This is a genomic window from Micromonospora qiuiae, from assembly GCF_016863555.1.
Lineage (GTDB): Bacteria > Actinomycetota > Actinomycetes > Mycobacteriales > Micromonosporaceae > Micromonospora > Micromonospora qiuiae.
The window spans coordinates 35890-51224 of sequence record NZ_BOPC01000051.1 but is presented as its reverse complement, the minus strand read 5'-3'; the positions used below and the strand labels follow the sequence as shown (position 1 = coordinate 51224).

14 protein-coding genes are annotated in these 15335 nt (G+C 71.8%); 11 read left to right on the top strand and 3 right to left on the bottom strand.

From position 1 onward, the window contains the following. The first annotated feature begins 36 nt into the window (after positions 1-36). Complete coding sequence (locus tag Vqi01_RS18865) at positions 37-345, top strand: hypothetical protein (protein WP_204036127.1); 309 nt, start codon at positions 37-39, stop codon at positions 343-345. A gap of 124 nt (positions 346-469) precedes the next feature. On the opposite strand, the gene Vqi01_RS18860 is transcribed toward Vqi01_RS18865, so the two are convergent. Both Vqi01_RS18860 and Vqi01_RS18855 read right to left on the bottom strand, forming a co-directional pair. Continuing rightward, positions 470-961, bottom strand: coding sequence for a hypothetical protein (locus Vqi01_RS18860; RefSeq protein WP_204036126.1), 492 nt, complete (start codon positions 959-961; stop codon positions 470-472). Positions 962-1161: 200 nt separating this feature from the next. After that, positions 1162-2085 carry a cyclase family protein gene (locus tag Vqi01_RS18855; protein ID WP_204036125.1) on the bottom strand — a complete coding sequence of 308 codons (924 nt, stop codon included), beginning with the start codon at positions 2083-2085 and terminating at the stop codon, positions 1162-1164. 423 nt (positions 2086-2508) lie between these two features. On the opposite strand from Vqi01_RS18855, the gene mfd reads away from it, so the two are divergent. The 4 genes from mfd to Vqi01_RS18835 all read left to right on the top strand — a co-directional run bounded on the left by mfd (position 2509) and on the right by Vqi01_RS18835 (position 9742). Then, positions 2509-6171: a transcription-repair coupling factor gene (gene mfd, locus Vqi01_RS18850; RefSeq protein WP_204036124.1), complete on the top strand. Its 3663-nt coding sequence runs from the start codon at positions 2509-2511 to the stop codon at positions 6169-6171. Positions 6172-6276: 105 nt separating this feature from the next. Further along, positions 6277-7035, top strand: coding sequence for a hypothetical protein (locus Vqi01_RS18845; RefSeq protein ID WP_204036123.1), 759 nt, complete (start codon positions 6277-6279; stop codon positions 7033-7035). A gap of 2 nt (positions 7036-7037) precedes the next feature. Further along, the gene (locus Vqi01_RS18840; RefSeq protein ID WP_204036122.1) at positions 7038-8021 is read left to right on the top strand and encodes a nucleoside triphosphate pyrophosphohydrolase; all 984 of its coding nucleotides are present in this window, start codon (positions 7038-7040) and stop codon (positions 8019-8021) included. Positions 8022-8125: 104 nt separating this feature from the next. Next, positions 8126-9742, top strand: a complete 1617-nt coding sequence (locus Vqi01_RS18835) for a DUF885 domain-containing protein (RefSeq protein ID WP_204036121.1) — start codon at positions 8126-8128, stop codon at positions 9740-9742. A gap of 14 nt (positions 9743-9756) precedes the next feature. On the opposite strand, the gene Vqi01_RS18830 is transcribed toward Vqi01_RS18835, so the two are convergent. Continuing rightward, positions 9757-10449 carry a hypothetical protein gene (locus Vqi01_RS18830; protein ID WP_204036120.1) on the bottom strand — a complete coding sequence of 231 codons (693 nt, stop codon included), beginning with the start codon at positions 10447-10449 and terminating at the stop codon, positions 9757-9759. Between the two features lie 221 nt (positions 10450-10670). Here Vqi01_RS18830 and eno point away from each other — a divergent pair, with 221 nt between their 5' ends. The 6 genes from eno (at position 10671) to Vqi01_RS18800 (ending at position 15320) form a co-directional block, all read left to right on the top strand. After that, on the top strand, positions 10671-11954 hold the full coding sequence (eno, locus tag Vqi01_RS18825; RefSeq protein ID WP_204036119.1) for a phosphopyruvate hydratase: 1284 nt from the start codon (positions 10671-10673) through the stop codon (positions 11952-11954). A gap of 29 nt (positions 11955-11983) precedes the next feature. Continuing rightward, positions 11984-12616 (top strand): FtsB family cell division protein, encoded by a 633-nt coding sequence (locus Vqi01_RS18820; RefSeq protein WP_204036118.1) that lies wholly within the window; start codon positions 11984-11986, stop codon positions 12614-12616. A 16-nt stretch (positions 12617-12632) separates the two neighbouring features. Beyond that, on the top strand, positions 12633-13190 hold the full coding sequence (locus tag Vqi01_RS18815; protein ID WP_204036117.1) for a DUF501 domain-containing protein: 558 nt from the start codon (positions 12633-12635) through the stop codon (positions 13188-13190). A 26-nt stretch (positions 13191-13216) separates the two neighbouring features. After that, positions 13217-13726, top strand: coding sequence for an amino-acid N-acetyltransferase (locus Vqi01_RS18810; protein ID WP_372444380.1), 510 nt, complete (start codon positions 13217-13219; stop codon positions 13724-13726). 43 nt (positions 13727-13769) lie between these two features. Next, positions 13770-14708: a Ppx/GppA phosphatase family protein gene (locus Vqi01_RS18805; RefSeq protein ID WP_204036142.1), complete on the top strand. Its 939-nt coding sequence runs from the start codon at positions 13770-13772 to the stop codon at positions 14706-14708. A 111-nt stretch (positions 14709-14819) separates the two neighbouring features. Further along, complete coding sequence (locus Vqi01_RS18800; protein WP_204036116.1) at positions 14820-15320, top strand: LppU/SCO3897 family protein; 501 nt, start codon at positions 14820-14822, stop codon at positions 15318-15320. Positions 15321-15335: the final 15 nt, after the last annotated feature.

Below are 15335 nucleotides of genomic sequence, written 5' to 3'. Positions count from 1 at the left end.
CATCCCCGGGCCTTGACCGGGAAGGAGCCCGGCCCAATGAGCAAACTATCCAACTCCGCACACCCGCCGTGGTGCCTGCGCGGCCCGGACTGTGCCGGGCGCAACGACCTGCATCTGTCCCGCCTTATCGGTACGGCTGTGCGAGGCGATGAAGTGATCCAGGCCAGGATCGGCCTGTGGCGGATGGACGTCGGCCCGACTCCGCCGTCTGGTCTGTTGCTCGAGCTGTCCGCCGACGCGGATGCCGAACGCTGGCCGATCGACTTGGCCCAGTCTCGTTCGCTGGCCTACCTGTCCCAGCGGCTGGTACGCCGGCTCGGTCCAGGCTCGGCCCGAGCCGCTTGACGGCCCACCGAGCCCAAGATCGACTCCACTTGCGCGATGTCGCGGTGTCCACTGGCGGTGGATGCCGCAACATCGCGTATCTGGAGTTGACCTTGAACGTGGACTCGGACGGGGCCCGCGACGGTCAGAGGAGGGGGCAGCGGCCGGCGCTGAAGTGGGCGACGGCCGCCAGGATTTCTGCCTCGGACTTGTCGGCGAAGTTGAGTGTGGCGACGAGCCCGGAACCGTAGAAGGCGCTCAACGCCGCGCTGTCCAACGCTGTGTACGCGCCGAGGTTCTGCAGGGCGCGCGTGTCGCGCGGCTTGACCACCAGCATCTTCTCCAGGCTCCACCGGCGGCGCGAGATCTGTGCGACGCCCTCCCAGGGCAGCCAGACCGCCTGGCCCCGGGTCGGCCGGGTACGAATCCAAAGCCCGGCCGGGCCCAGCGCCAGCACCGGACCGCCGGAGCCGATCAGCCACAGCTGGATGCCCAGCGGCAGGCAGATCACGGCCAGCAGGCAACCGAGCAAACCCAGGAAGCCGAGGATCGCTCCGCTCCCGCTGTCGGCCGAATCCATGACGCCGGCCCCGATGCAGCAGGCGATCGGCACGATGAGCAGCAGCGCGACGCCCAAGAAGACCAGGCCACGCTTGGTGATGTCGGGGCGTACGACGAAGGGTTGGTCCTCGGGGATGCGCCGGACGATGGGCGCCGGCTGCGGGTGATTTCCCGGTGGGTGGGGGCCGGCCGGTCCGAGGGGGTTTCCGGGCGGTTGGTCGCCGTAAGGAGGCTCCGGCGGGAATCCGGGTGGCGGGGTGGTCACTTGTCTCGCTCTCAGTCGATGGTGGCGAAGGCACGGACTGGGAAGGTGCCCATGCCGGCGACCCTGGGCGGGGCGGCGGTGAAGCGGAAGCCATCCGGCGGCAGCGCGGCCAGCCCGGTGAGGTGCTCCACGATCGGGATGCCGGCGGCCAGCAGGGCGCTGTGCGCAGGGCGCTCGCCCCCGGCAGCCGGGCTCATGTCGTCGATGTTGATCGAGTCGATGCCGACCAGGGCGGCGCCTGCGCCCACGAGGGCCTGTGCGCCGTCACCGGTCAGGTAGGGCGCCTCCGGCGCGCCGTACCGCTCGGTGCCGAAGTGGATATCCCAGCCGGTGTGCAGCAACACCGCCCGCCCGGCCACGTCGTACGGGGCCAGCAGCAGAGGGTCCACGGCGCGGGTCCCGGCGGGCAGCCGTACCACGATGCCGGGCAGGTCAGCGAGGCGGTCCAGCGCGGTGTCGGCCAGGTCGGCGCCGTCGGCGTACCGGTGCGCGGGTGTGTCGAGGTAGGTGCCGGTGTTGGCGATCATGTCGATCCGCGCCACGTGGAACTCCGTGCCCGGGGCGTAGCGCTGCCGGGACGCCTCGCGGGTCAGCCAGTCGGTGATCCGGGGTGCCGGCCAGCCGGGCAGGGTGATCACCCCGTCACTGATCACATGGCTCAACTCGATCAGTCGCCGACCGGCGGTACCGCTCGCCGTAGCAGCGGAGGCGGCGACGGCACGCCCACCCTTGTGCGGTTCCTCGATGATCGTCTTGTTCGTGATCCGTACCTCGGCCACCATCAGCAGGCCGAGGTGTCGGACGAAGAGCGCCGCCAGGTCGGCGTCGGAGATCGCGTCGCCGGGTATGTCCAGCCGAAATTCTGCGGTACTGAGGCCGCCGCCGTTGGCGAAAACGACCTCTGCGTCGAACTGTGCCCGAAACTCCCCGCTCATGGTTCGGCAGCCGACCACAGCCGCAAACCGGCGTCAAGGTCCGATCCACGCGGACCCGCCCGCGTCGGTACGTCGTCGGACGGCCACCCCCGGCCCGCGCCGCGCCGGTGTCTTCGCGGGCGCTGCCGCGTTGGTGCCGCCCTCGGCCGCTGCCGCCCCGGCCGCGGCCGCCCCGGGCGTTGCCGCCCCGGGCGTTGCCGCCCCGGGCGTTGCCGCCCCCGGGCGTTGCCGCCCCGGCCGCGGCCGCCCCGGGCGTTGCCGCGCTGACCCGTTTGTGCGGTCAGCTCGACAGGACCGACACCCTCACCAGTTCTCTCTGGCCGGCGTCCCAGAATTTCCCGGCGGAGAGATAGTGTCGACCGGTATGACCCCCCGTCCGGCCGGACGCGGGGTGATCGTCGTGTCTCCGCCTCGGAAGTGATCATGACTGCGCTCACCGGACTGTTCGCCGCTGCCCTGGCCGACCCGGGCCTGGCCCGCGTCCGTGACCTCGCGCGCTCCGGTGCGGCCCAGGTCGACGGCCTCGACCTGACCGCACCGCCGGCCCTGCGTCCGTTCGCGGTCGCCGCCGTCGCAGCGGATCCCGTCGGCGGAGAAGGCAGCGGGGGAGCGGGACGGCCGGTGCTCGCGGTGACCGCAACCAGCCGCGAGGCGGAGGATCTCGTCGCCGCGCTGGGCAGCCTGCTGCCGCCGGAGCAGGTGGCGATTTTCCCGAGCTGGGAGACGCTGCCGCACGAGCGGCTCTCGCCCCGCTCCGACACGGTCGGCCGGCGGCTGGCCGTGCTGCGTCGGCTCGCACATCCGGACTCGGCCGACGCGCACGGGCGCACCGGGCCGCTGCGGGTGGTCGTGGCGCCGGTCCGCTCGGTGCTGCAACCGCAGCTCAAACGGCTCGGTGACCTGGAACCGGTGCGGTTGGCCGCCGGTGACGAGGCCGACCTGGAGCAGGTCGCCCGCCGGTTGACCGACATGGCGTACGCGCGGGTCGACCTGGTCACCAAGCGGGGAGAGTTCGCCGTGCGCGGGGGCATCCTCGACGTCTTCCCGCCCACCGACGAGCACCCGTCCCGGGTCGAGTTCTGGGGCGACGAGGTGGAGGAGATCCGCACCTTCGCCGTCGCCGATCAGCGCACCATCGAGCAGGTTGCGCAGATGTGGGCGCCGCCCTGCCGGGAGCTGCTGCTCACTCCGGCGGTTCGCGAGCGGGCCGCCACGCTGGCCGGGCAGCACCCGGAGCTGGCCGAGATCCTGGACAAGCTGGCCGCCGGCGTACCGGTCGAGGGGATGGAGTCCCTCGCTCCGGCGCTGATCGGCGGTGACTCGATGGAACTGCTGCTGGACTGCATGCCGGCCGGCACCCACGTGCTGCTCTGCGACCCGGAGCGCATCCGCACCCGGGCGCACGACCTGGTGCGTACCTCGGAGGAGTTCCTCCAGGCGAGCTGGGCCGCGGCCGCCGTCGGTGGCCAGGCCCCGATCGACCTCGGCGCCGCCGCCTTCCGCACCCTGGCCGACGTACGCGCGGCGGCCGGGCGGCTGCGCCAGCCCTGGTGGACGCTCTCGCCGTTCGGGCTGGCGGAGCCCGCCGAAGCCACCGCTCGACAGCCGTGGGAGGACGAGTCGGAGGAGGCCGACGTCACCCCCGACGACGCGATCGCGGTGGCCATGGCCGCCCAGCCCGCGCCGCTTTACCACGGCGAGACCGCCCGGGTGGTCGACGACCTGAAGCGGTGGGCCGGCGAGGGTTGGTCGGTCGCGCTGGTCTTCGAGGGGCACGGCCCCGCCCAGCGGGCGGTGGAGGTGCTCCGCGACGGTGGCTTGGGCGCCCGGATGGTCGAGGAGGTGCCGGCCGCGCCCGCCCCGGGCGAGCTGCTGGTCACCTGCGGCAGCCTGACCAGTGGTTTCGTCGACGAGGCTGCCCGGTTCGTGCTGCTCACCGGCAGCGACGTCACTGGCGGCCGGGGCGCCTCGACCCGGGACATGCGCAAGATGCCGAGCCGGCGGCGCAACACCATCGACCCGCTGGAGCTGCGCGCCGGCGATCACGTGGTGCACGAGCAGCACGGCATCGGCCGGTACGTGGAGCTGGTGCAGCGTACGGTCAACGGCGCCTCCCGGGAGTACCTGGTCATCGAGTACGCCCCGAGCAAGCGCGGCCAGCCCGGCGACCGGCTCTTCGTCCCCACCGACCAGCTCGACCAACTCAGCCGCTACGTCGGCGGGGAGCAGCCCACCCTGCACAAGATGGGCGGTTCGGACTGGCAGAAGTCCAAGGCACGGGCCCGCAAGGCGGTCCGCGAGATCGCCGCCCAGCTGATTCAGCTCTACGCCGCCCGCAAGGCGTCCAAGGGGCACAACTTCGCCCCGGACAGCCCGTGGCAGCGCGAGCTGGAGGACGCCTTCCCCTGGCAGGAGACGCCCGACCAGCTTGCCGCCATCGAAGAGGTCAAGCGGGACATGGAGCAGAGCGTTCCGATGGATCGGCTGATCTGCGGCGACGTCGGCTACGGCAAGACCGAGATCGGGGTGCGGGCGGCGTTCAAGGCGGTGCAGGACGGCAAGCAGGTGGCCGTGCTGGTGCCCACCACTCTGCTGGCCCAGCAGCACTACAACACCTTCGCCGAGCGCATGAGCCAGTTCCCGGTGACGATCCGGCAGCTGTCCCGGTTCCAGACGCCGAAGGAGGCCGAGCGGACCCTGGAGATGGTTGCCGACGGCAGCGTCGACATCGTCATCGGCACCCACCGGCTGCTTCAGGCGGCCACCCGGTTCAAGTCGCTGGGTCTGGTCATCGTCGACGAGGAGCAGCGCTTCGGCGTCGAGCACAAGGAGCACCTCAAGTCGATGCGGGCCGCGGTCGACGTGCTGAGCATGTCGGCCACCCCGATCCCGCGCACGCTGGAGATGGCGATCACCGGCATCCGGGAGATGTCGACCATCGCCACCCCACCGGAGGAGCGGCACCCGGTGCTCACCGCCGTCGGGGCGTACGACGAGCGGCAGGTGGCCGCCGCGATCCACCGCGAGTTGCTCCGCGACGGCCAGGTCTTCTACCTGCACAACCGGGTCGAATCGATCGAGCGGGCGGCGCGGCGGCTGCGCGAGCTGGTGCCCGATGCCCGGGTCGCGGTGGCGCACGGCCAGCTGGGGGAGGACGCTCTGGAGCGGGTCATGGTCGGCTTCTGGGAGAAGGAGTACGACGTCCTGGTCTGCACCACGATCGTGGAGTCCGGCATCGACATCCCGAACGCCAACACCCTGATCGTGGAGCGGGCCGACCTGCTCGGCCTGGCCCAGTTGCACCAGATCCGAGGTCGGGTGGGCCGGGGCCGGGAGCGGGCGTACGCGTACTTCCTCTACCCGCCGGACAAGCCGCTCACCGAGCACGCCCACGAGCGGCTGGCCACCATCGCCCAGCACACCGAGCTGGGGGCTGGCATGTACGTGGCGATGAAGGACCTGGAGATCCGGGGTGCCGGCAACCTGCTCGGCGGCGAGCAGTCCGGGCACATCGAGGGCGTCGGGTTCGACCTGTACGTGCGGATGGTCGGCGAGGCGGTGCAGGCGTTCAAGGGCGAGCGGCCCGAGGAGGAAGTGGACGTCAAGATCGACCTTCCGGTGGACGCGCACCTGCCGCACGACTACGTCGGCGTGGAGCGGCTGCGCCTGGAGATGTACCGCAAACTCGCCGAGGCCCGTGACGAGGAACGGCTGCGCGAGGTGGCCGCCGAGATGACCGACCGGTACGGCGATCCGCCCGCCCCGGTGCAGAACCTGATCGCGGTGGCGAAGTTCCGGCTGCTGGCCCGCCGCTACGGCCTGACCGAGGTCAGCATGCAGGGCAGGCATATTCGGTTCGGCCCGCTGCCGCTGCCCGACTCGAAGCAGTTGCGCCTCAAGCGCTACCACCCCGACTCGGTCTACAAGTCCGCGCTGGAACAGGTCAGCGTCCCCCGGCCGAGCACTCGCCGGGTGGGCGGGGAACCGTTGCGCGACCAGGCCCTGCTGGAGTGGTGCGCCCAGCTCATGTCCGACGTTCTCGGCGACCCCACCCCCGCCCAGCCGATGGCCGCAGCCGCCCGATAGCCAACCGGCCGACCGCCGCCAAGGCACGGTCGGATCGCATCCACGACAGGGCTCCGGCGGAACCCCCGACCTGAGCCGAACGGTGGGCATGAGAGAGTGACGGGCATGCGTGCTCGCCGTCTGTTCGCCGTCGCCAGCGTGGCGGTCGGCCTGGTCGCCCTCTCCGGTTGCCGTTCCGAGCCCGGTGTCGCCGCGTACGTCGGTGACCACCGGATCACTGAGGACGCGGTCACCGAGGTCATCGACGACGCGCGGGCGAAGAACGCGGTGCCGACCGAGACGGCCGGCCCGGCCGAGATGCCGGCCGGTCCGGAGCCCCGGTTGCCCGGGCGCAGCGAGGTGGTGAGCGTCCTGCTGCTCGGCGAGGTCTGTGACCGGGTCTCCGCCGCCGAGGGCTACCGCCCGCAGCGGGAGGTCGATCCGGTTCAGATCGCCCAGGGGGCCGGCCTGAATCCCGAGACCGAGTACGTGCGCCGGACCGCCGAGTTGTACGCCTGCCTGTCCGGCATTCCGGTCGGGGCTCCGGTGGCCCCCAGCGAGCAGGAGTTGGCCGACCTGGTGGCCGCGGGCAAGCGGGCCGGTGCCGTGCCGGCCGAGGTGACCGTGGAGCAGGCCGCCACTCAGCTCGACGGCGAGCAGCTCCGCTTCGCGCTGGCCAACCGCAACTCGCTGGCCGAGGCGGTCGAGGCGTACGACGTGACGGTCAACCCCCGGTACCGTCCGTTGGTTTTCCCGGTGTTGAGCTTCAGCGGGGAGACGCCGATCGTCGCGGTGGGCGTGCCGCTGGGCGAGCCGACCTCCGGCGCGGTCTCCGACATTTCCACCCCGAAGCCGCAGCCGGCGGCCGGCCCGACCGACGGCTGAGCATGCCGCGGATCGTCCTGCTGGTCACCTCGCCCCGGCTGCCGGCCGGTCTGCTGACGGCGGCCGCTTGGGACGTCGTACGCGCCGCACCGGTGCTGACCGCGACGGAGAGCGAGCTGACCACGGCGATCCGGGCGGCGGGCGGCGAGGTGCGGGTGCTCGACGGCCCGGCGGTGACCGCGTTGTTGGATGCGGCGGCGGCGCACGGCACGGTGGTCTGGCTGGCCGGCCCGGCCGGGGACGAGACGCTGGCCCGGGAGTTGGGCCTGCGGCTGGCCCGTGAGCCGGGCCGGGCGGAACTGGAGCTGATGTACGGCTCGTGGGATCCGCCGGGTGCCCGGTTGCTCGACGCGGTGGCCGTGCTGGACCAGTTGCTCTCGCCCGGCGGTGACCCGTGGAAACGGGTCCAGACCCATCGAAGTCTGGCCGGCTTCCTGCTCGAGGAGTGCTACGAGGCGTACGACGCGATCAGCGCCGGGGACACCAACGCCCTGCGTGAGGAGCTGGGTGACGTGCTGCTCCAGGTGGTCCTGCACGCCCGGCTGGCCGAGGAGTTGCCCGAGGGCGAGCGGTGGACGGTGGACGACGTCGCCGGCGGGCTGGTGGACAAGATGATCCGGCGTAACCCGCACGTCTTCGCCGGTGTCGAGGCGGGCAGCCTGGAGGAGATCACCGCCAACTGGGAGCGGATCAAGCAGGCCGAGAAACCCCGTGGCTCGGTGCTCGACGGCATCGCGCTGAGCCAGCCCGCGCTCGCCCTGGCAGCCAAGATCCTGGAGCGTTCCGCCCGGGCCAAGCTCACCGTGCCGCTCCCGTCGCCGGAGGCCCAGCCCGACCCCGAAAGCGCCCTCGGCGCCAACCTGCTGGCCGCAGTCGCCCAGGCCCGCGCCTCCGGCCTGGACCCCGAGTCCGCCCTCCGCCGCACCACCCTGCGCTACGCGGAAACCATCCGCGCCACCGAACCCTCACCCACCTCGACCAGCTGATTAGAAGGTTCGCGTCGGAAATCGCCCCGGCGAAGACGCGAACTTCTTGATCGCCGGGGGATCAGCGGGGAGGCGCGGAGGCGCTGAGTGGTTAGGGTCGGGGGGTGGAGCGGTTTGGGGTGCTGGGGGAGCGGATCGTCGAGGCGCTGCTGGCCAGCCGGCCGGGGGTGGCCACCTCGGTGGGGGACCACCGGCTCGACGACCGGTTGCCGGATTTCTCGGCCGATGCGCTGGGCAGTGACCGGGCGATGCTGGTGGACGCCGCGAGCGCGCTGTGCGAGATCGACCCGGATTCGCTGGAGATCGACGAGCGGGTGGACCACGCGCTGCTCGCCACCCTGGTCGACCGGCACCTGTTCGAGCTGACCGAGATCCGGGCGCACGAGTGGGACCCGCTGGTGCACAATCCCGGGCCGCTGCTGCATGCTCTCGTCGCCCGTCCGTACGCGCCGGTCGAGGAACGGTTGGCCGCCCTCGCCGGCCGGCTCGACGCCGTACCGGACGCGCTGGCCACCGCGCGCGCGGCGTTGCGCGACATGCCTCGGGTCCACGCCGAGACCGCGATCGGGCAGTTCACCGGGACGGCAGCGCTGATCCGCGACGAGGTGCCGGCGCTGCTCGCCCAGGCGCCCGCGTTGCTCGCCCGGGTCGAACCGGCGGCCACCCGGGCGATCGCGGCGCTGGAGGAGTTCGTCGCCTGGCTGCGTATCGGCCTGGCCGCCGGCCCCGAGGATCGCGACCCGCGGCTGGGCCGGCGACGCTGGGAGGCCCGGCTGTGGTACGCGCTCGACACCGAGCTGAGCGCCGCCGAGATCCAACGCCGGGCCTGGGCGAACCTCGAGCGGGTCACCGAGGAGATCCGCGAGGCGGCGGTCGAGCTGGTCGGCGGCCCGGCCGACGACGAGACGGTACGCCGGGCGCTGGACCTGCTCGCCGCCGAGCGCCCGGACGACCACACGATCGTCGATCTCGCCTCGGTCACCCTCGATGAGGCGAGTGACTTCGTCCGGGCGCATGACCTGGTCACCGTGCCGGACGACCCGTGCGTGATCCAGGTGATGCCGGAGTTCGCCCGTGGTGTGGCGGTGGCCTACTGCGACGCGCCCGGCGCGTTGGAGACCGCCGACGTGCCCACGTTCTACTGCATCGCGCCCACCCCGGCCGACTGGCCGGCGCAGCGGGTGGACTCGTTCTATCGCGAATACAACGACCACATGGTCCGCAACCTGACCGTGCACGAGGCGATGCCCGGCCACTTCCTCCAACTCGCCCACGCCCGGCGCTACCTGGGCTCCACCCGGGTCCGGGCACTGACCCGATCCGGCCCGTTCATCGAGGGATGGGCGGTCTACGCCGAGGAGCTGATGACCCGGTACGGCTTCGGCGGCCTGCCGGTGCGGTTGCAGCAACTGAAGATGCAGCTGCGGATGACCCTCAACGCGTTGCTCGACCAGTTGGTGCACGCCGAGCAGTTGCCGGAGGTGGAGGCGATGGCGCTGCTCACCGGCCGGGGTTTCCAGGAGGAGGGCGAGGCCGCCGGCAAGTGGCGGCGGGCCCTGCTCACCTCCACCCAGCTGTCGACGTATTTCGTCGGCTACCACGAGGTCGCCGAGATCGCCGCGGCCCGCCCGCACGACGTGCCGCTCCGGGACTGGCACGACCAGATGTTGGCCCACGACTGCCCACCCCCGCGCCACCTGCGCACGCTGCTCGAGCGGTGAGCGGCGCCGGCCGGTCAGGAGGTGGCGGGGCGGCGGTCCACGACGTCGGCGCCGGGCGGCAGGTCGAAGGCCGACCCGTCGACCTGCTCGTGGTAGCGGCTCAGCGCCAGCTCCACCGGCTCGCCGTCGATCTGACCGGTGAAGCTGCCCAGCGCTCCCTCCCCGGTCACGCAGGCAGCGAAGGCGTCGGCGTTCTGGCGGATGTCGACGCAGGTGGCGTGGAGCCCGGCGACCGTGGTGTCGCTCTGGGTGATCACCGCGGCCGAATCCAGCGCTGCGGCGGTCAGCAACCCCATCACCATCGGCGGGGTGATCAGCCCTTCCCGCTCGGCTGCGGAGAAGACCACGACGGAGGGCTTGGCGTTCGGGGCGGGGGGTGCCTCGAGGACGCAGGTCGTCCGCTCGCCCTTGATGCCGCAGCGGGTGGTCGCCTCCGCGGTGACGGTGAGCTTTCCGCCCGGCCACTCGTACGAGGACCGGGCCGGGTCCTGCGCCTGGCTGATCGTCGCGGTCTTCCCGCCGGGGAGTTGGTACTCCGCCGAGTAGGTCGACTCCAACGCCCGGTCCATTCGGGTGGCCAGGTCGTTGACGATGTCGGCCCGGCCCATCGCCCGTCCGGCGTCGTCGAGGGCCTGACAGCCGGTGACGGTGAGCAACATGGCGGCCGACACGGCGAGCGTACGAAGAGTGGTCGAGGCGGCGGGCATGGCGACCAGACTGGTCGATCGGATCCCACTCGTGCAAACCGGTTGCCGGTTGAGGCACGAGAATCCGGGAATGTCCGACCTGTCGGCAGCCGGACCGTGGGCCACAGTCCGCCCGGTCGCGGTGCCGACGGGCGGGGACCGATACGCTGCGTTCAACACCTGCCTCAGCCGCACCGTCGCGGCCCAGATCGGACGAGAGCACACGAACGAGGAGCGACTCAGTGGCAACCATCGAGGTAATCGAGGCCCGGGAGATCCTGGACTCGCGGGGCAACCCGACGGTCGAGGTCGAGGTCGGGCTCGACGACGGCACGATCTCCCGGGCGGCGGTGCCCTCCGGCGCCTCCACCGGCGCCTTCGAGGCGATCGAGCTGCGCGACGGTGACAAGGGCCGCTACCTGGGCAAGGGAGTGGAGAAGGCGGTCGCCAACATCGAGGACCGGATCGTCGACGAGCTGATCGGCTACGAGGCCAGCGAGCAGCGGGTCATCGATCAGAAGATGCTCGACATCGACGGCACCGACAACAAGGCCGAGCTGGGCGCCAACGCCATCCTCGGGGTCTCGTTGGCGGTGGCCAAGGCCGCCGCCGGCAGCGCCGACCTCAGCCTGTTCCGCTACCTGGGTGGGCCGAACGCCCACCTGCTGCCGGTGCCGATGATGAACATCCTCAACGGTGGGGCGCACGCCGACAGCAACGTCGACATCCAGGAGTTCATGATCGCGCCGATCGGCGCGCCCAGTTTCCGGGAGGCGTTGCGTTCCGGCACCGAGGTGTACCACGCGCTGAAGTCGGTGCTGAAGAAGAAGGACCTGTCGACCGGGCTCGGTGACGAGGGCGGCTTCGCGCCGAACCTGCCCACCAACGCCGCCGCGCTGGACCTGATCGCCGAGGCGGTGGAGAAGGCCGGCTACCGGCTCGGCACCGACATCGTCTTCGCCTTGGACGTGGCGGCCACCGAGTTCTTCGCCGACGGCAGCTACACCTTCGAGGGGGTCACCAAGACCGCCGAGGAGATGAGCGAGTACTACACCAAGCTCGCCGACGCGTACCCGATCGTGTCGATCGAGGACCCGCTGGCCGAGGACGACTGGACCGGTTGGCAGACGCTGACCGCCGCGATCGGCGACCGGATCCAGATCGTCGGTGACGACCTGTTCGTCACCAACCCGCAGCGCATCGCCCGGGGCATCGCCGAGAAGACGGCGAACGCGGTGCTGGTCAAGGTCAACCAGATCGGCTCGCTGACCGAGACCCTGGACGCGGTCGACCTGGCTCACCGGGCCGGCTTCAAGTGCATGATGAGCCACCGCTCCGGCGAGACCGAGGACACCACCATCGCCGACCTGGCGGTGGCCACCGGCTGCGGCCAGATCAAGACGGGCGCTCCGGCCCGCTCGGACCGGGTCGCGAAGTACAACCAGCTCCTGCGCATCGAGGAGGAGCTGGCCGACGCGGCGCGGTACGCCGGCGCGGGCGCCTTCCCGCGCTACCGTTCCGCCTGACGAGTGCGAGACCTCGGGGGAGGGATGTGATGCAGCAGCGCCGTACGCCGGGTGGTCCGCGCCCGGTCCGTCGACCGGGCCGCACCGGCCGGCCCGGCGCGGGTCGGGGCACCGTCCGTGACGGCGGGGTCCGTGCCACGTCGCGCGCCGCCGCCGGCCGTACGCCCTCGGCCGCCCGCGGTGCCGAGGCGGTACGCTCCGCCAAACGGCCCGCGGCTGCCCGGCGTGCCACGGCCGGCGGTGGGGCCATCCGGCGCACCGCATCCTCCTCCCGAGGTCTCACCGGGCGGGCCACCGTGCTCTTCGCGGTGCTGATCGCGCTCGCGCTCGCCTACACCTATCCGGTCCGGGTCTACCTCGACCAGCAAGCCGACATCGAGCGGATGGAGGCCGCGCAGGCGGCCCAGCGCAAGCTGATCGCCGAGCTGACCATCAAGGCCGAGAAGTGGCAGGACGAGGCGTACATCGAGACCAAGGCCCGGGAGCGGTTCTTCATGCGCCGCCCCGGCGAAAAAATGGTCATCCTGCTCGAGGACCCGGCGGGTGCCGCCCGGGAGTCCGTCGAGCCCGGCGACCCGACGTCGCCGCCCCCGCCGGACGCGTGGTACGACACCCTCTGGTCGAGCGTGCGGGCCGCCGACGCCAACCAGACCGACAAGTGAACGAGGACATCGCAGCGTGACCGTCGTACCACCGCAGGAGCCGGCGGCGGCTTCCGTACCCCCACCGAAGCGGGAACCAGCCAGCGACGCCGACCTGGCCGCGGTGGCCGCGCAGCTCGGACGCCCGCCACGGGGGACCCGTGCGGTGGCCCACCGCTGCCCGTGCGGCCTGCCCGACGTGGTGGAGACGACCCCTCGGCTGGCCGACGGCACTCCGTTCCCGACGCTGTTCTACCTGACCTGTCCCCGGGCCACCGCGGCGTGCAGTCGGCTGGAGTCGGCCGGGTTGATGCGCGAGATGGCGGACCGGCTGGCCGCCGACCCGGAGTTGGCCGCCCGCTACCGCGCCGCGCACGAGGACTACCTGACCCGCCGGGAGGCGATCGCCGAGGTGCCCGAGATCGCCGGCATCTCGGCGGGCGGCATGCCCGGACGGGTCAAGTGCCTGCACGTCCACCTCGGCCACGCGCTCGCCGCCGGGCCGGGGGCGAACCCGTTCGGCGACGAGGTCCTCGCACTGGTGGAGCCCTGGTGGGCGGCGGGCCGCTGCGTCGACGTGCCGGAGGCCGAGTGAGCGTCGACGCGGCCCGCAACGGGGTCCTGCCCGACGACTTCGTGATCCGGCGTGCCCGGACGACGGACGTGCGGGCGATCCGGCGGCTGGTCGACACCTACACCGACGACCGCCGGTTGCTCAACAAAGCGACCGTGACGCTCTACGAGGACGTGCAGGAGTTCCGGGTGGCCAGCCGGGTCGCCGACGGCACGGTGGTGGGTTGCGGCGCGCTGCACGTGATGTGGGAGGACCTGGCCGAGATCCGTACCGTCGCCGTCGACCCGGCCTGCCGGGGGCGGCGGATCGGGCACCGGATCGTCGCCGAGCTGATCGAGGCGGCGCGGGAGCTGGGCGTGGCGCGGATTTTCGTGCTGACCTTCGAAACCCGTTTCTTCGGCTCCTTCGGCTTCACCGAGATCGATGGTGCCCCGGTGCCGCATCAGGTCTACGAGCAACTGCTGCGCTCGTACGACGAGGGCGTCGCCGAGTTCCTCGACCTGGAGCGGGTCAAGCCGAACACCCTGGGCAACACCCGGATGCTGTTGCGCCTCTGACCGGCCCGCTGGTCGCTGTAGGGTTCTCGTCGTGACGACCCGCGTGGCTGCCATCGACTGCGGCACCAACTCGATCCGGTTGCTGGTCGCCGATCTGCCCGACCCGTCGGCCGAGCCGTCCGCGCCGTTGGTCGACGTGTGCCGACGGATGGAGATCGTCCGGCTGGGGCAGGGCGTGGACCGGACCGGCCGGCTCGCCCCGGAGGCCATCGAGCGGACCCGGGTGGCACTGGCCGACTACGCCGCCGAGATCGAGAAGCTGGGCACCGAGCGGGTGCGGATGTGCGCCACCTCGGCCACCCGTGACGCCGACAACGCGGCCGACTTCCGGGCCATGGTGGAGCGGACCCTGGGCGTCGTGCCCGAGGTGGTCAGCGGGGACGAGGAGGCTCGGCTCTCCTTCACCGGCGCGGTGCGCGGGCTGCCCGCCGATGCCCGGTCGCCGTACCTCGTGGTGGACATCGGCGGCGGCTCGACGGAGTTCGTCGTCGGTGACCGCGACGCGGGCGTGCGGGCGGCCGTCTCGATGGACATCGGCTGCGTCCGGATGACCGAGCGGCACCTGCGTGGCGACCCGCCCGGCCCGGACGAGATCGCCGCCGCGCGGGCCGACATCACGGTGGCGGTGGATCGGGCGCTGGAGGTCGTACCGGGCCGTGAGGCGGCCACCCTGGTGGGGCTCGCCGGGTCGGTCACCACCGTGGTGGCGATCGCCGAGGGACTCACCGGGTACGACCCGAGCCGGATCCACCACGCCCGGGTGTCGTACGACCGGGTGGCGGAGGTGACCACGGGGCTGCTGACGAAGAGCCGCGAGCAGCGCCTGGCGATACCGGTGATGCATCCCGGCCGGGCCGACGTGATCGGCGCGGGGGCGCTCGTGCTCCAGGTGAGCATGGAACGGGTGGGCGCGGACTCGGTGATCGCTTCGGAGCACGACATTCTCGACGGCATCGCCTGGAGCCTCGCGCCGAGATCCTGACGGTCCGGGAAGTCTGGGAAATAGCTGAACGGATGAGGCCTGCGGGACACCGGGCGACGTCGATGATCGCTACGGTGTCGTCTGCTCATTGATCCCTCGAAAGGAAAATTCGTGTCAGAGCAGGCAGTCCCACCGTCCACTTCGGACGCTCCGCATACCTCGCCGGGCGTTCCGGCGCCGCCCGTGGCGGGCGTGCAGCCGCCACCGCCGGCCCAGTCGGAGCAGTCCTCCGGCGGGGGCAAGAGGAAGATCTTCAGCATCGTCGGCGCGATCGTCGCCTTCGCGGTCGTCGCGGGTCTGAAGTTCGGAATCGGCAGCCTGCGCAACTCCGACGAGGCGGCCGAGGCGAAGATCGGTGACTGCATCGCCGAGCTGTCGGCGACCAACCTCGGCGAGAAGGAGACCAAGGTCGACGGGGCGAAGGTGGTCGCCTGCACCGACAGCCAGGCGGTGTACAACGTCGTCGGTCGGGTCGACGGCCAGACCGAGGCACAGGCCCGCTCGGACGAGGCGTGCGACGAGTATTTCACCGAGGGTGACGACGGCTACGTCTTCTACTCCATCAAGCCGGGCAGCACCGGCTACCTGCTCTGCCTGACGAAGCGGGCCTGAGCGGGCGGGAGCGTT

What these genes read in the sequence shown, in the direction of transcription:
- Vqi01_RS18865 (WP_204036127.1), top strand. Translation starts at nt 37, where the DNA reads ATGAGCAAACTATCCAACTCCGCACACCCGCCGTGGTGCCTGCGCGGC.
- Vqi01_RS18855 (WP_204036125.1), bottom strand. Translation starts at nt 2,085, where the DNA reads ATGAGCGGGGAGTTTCGGGCACAGTTCGACGCAGAGGTCGTTTTCGCC.
- mfd (WP_204036124.1), top strand. Translation starts at nt 2,509, where the DNA reads ATGACTGCGCTCACCGGACTGTTCGCCGCTGCCCTGGCCGACCCGGGC.
- Vqi01_RS18845 (WP_204036123.1), top strand. Translation starts at nt 6,277, where the DNA reads ATGCGTGCTCGCCGTCTGTTCGCCGTCGCCAGCGTGGCGGTCGGCCTG.
- Vqi01_RS18840 (WP_204036122.1), top strand. Translation starts at nt 7,038, where the DNA reads ATGCCGCGGATCGTCCTGCTGGTCACCTCGCCCCGGCTGCCGGCCGGT.
- Vqi01_RS18830 (WP_204036120.1), bottom strand. Translation starts at nt 10,449, where the DNA reads ATGCCCGCCGCCTCGACCACTCTTCGTACGCTCGCCGTGTCGGCCGCC.
- Vqi01_RS18820 (WP_204036118.1), top strand. Translation starts at nt 11,984, where the DNA reads ATGCAGCAGCGCCGTACGCCGGGTGGTCCGCGCCCGGTCCGTCGACCG.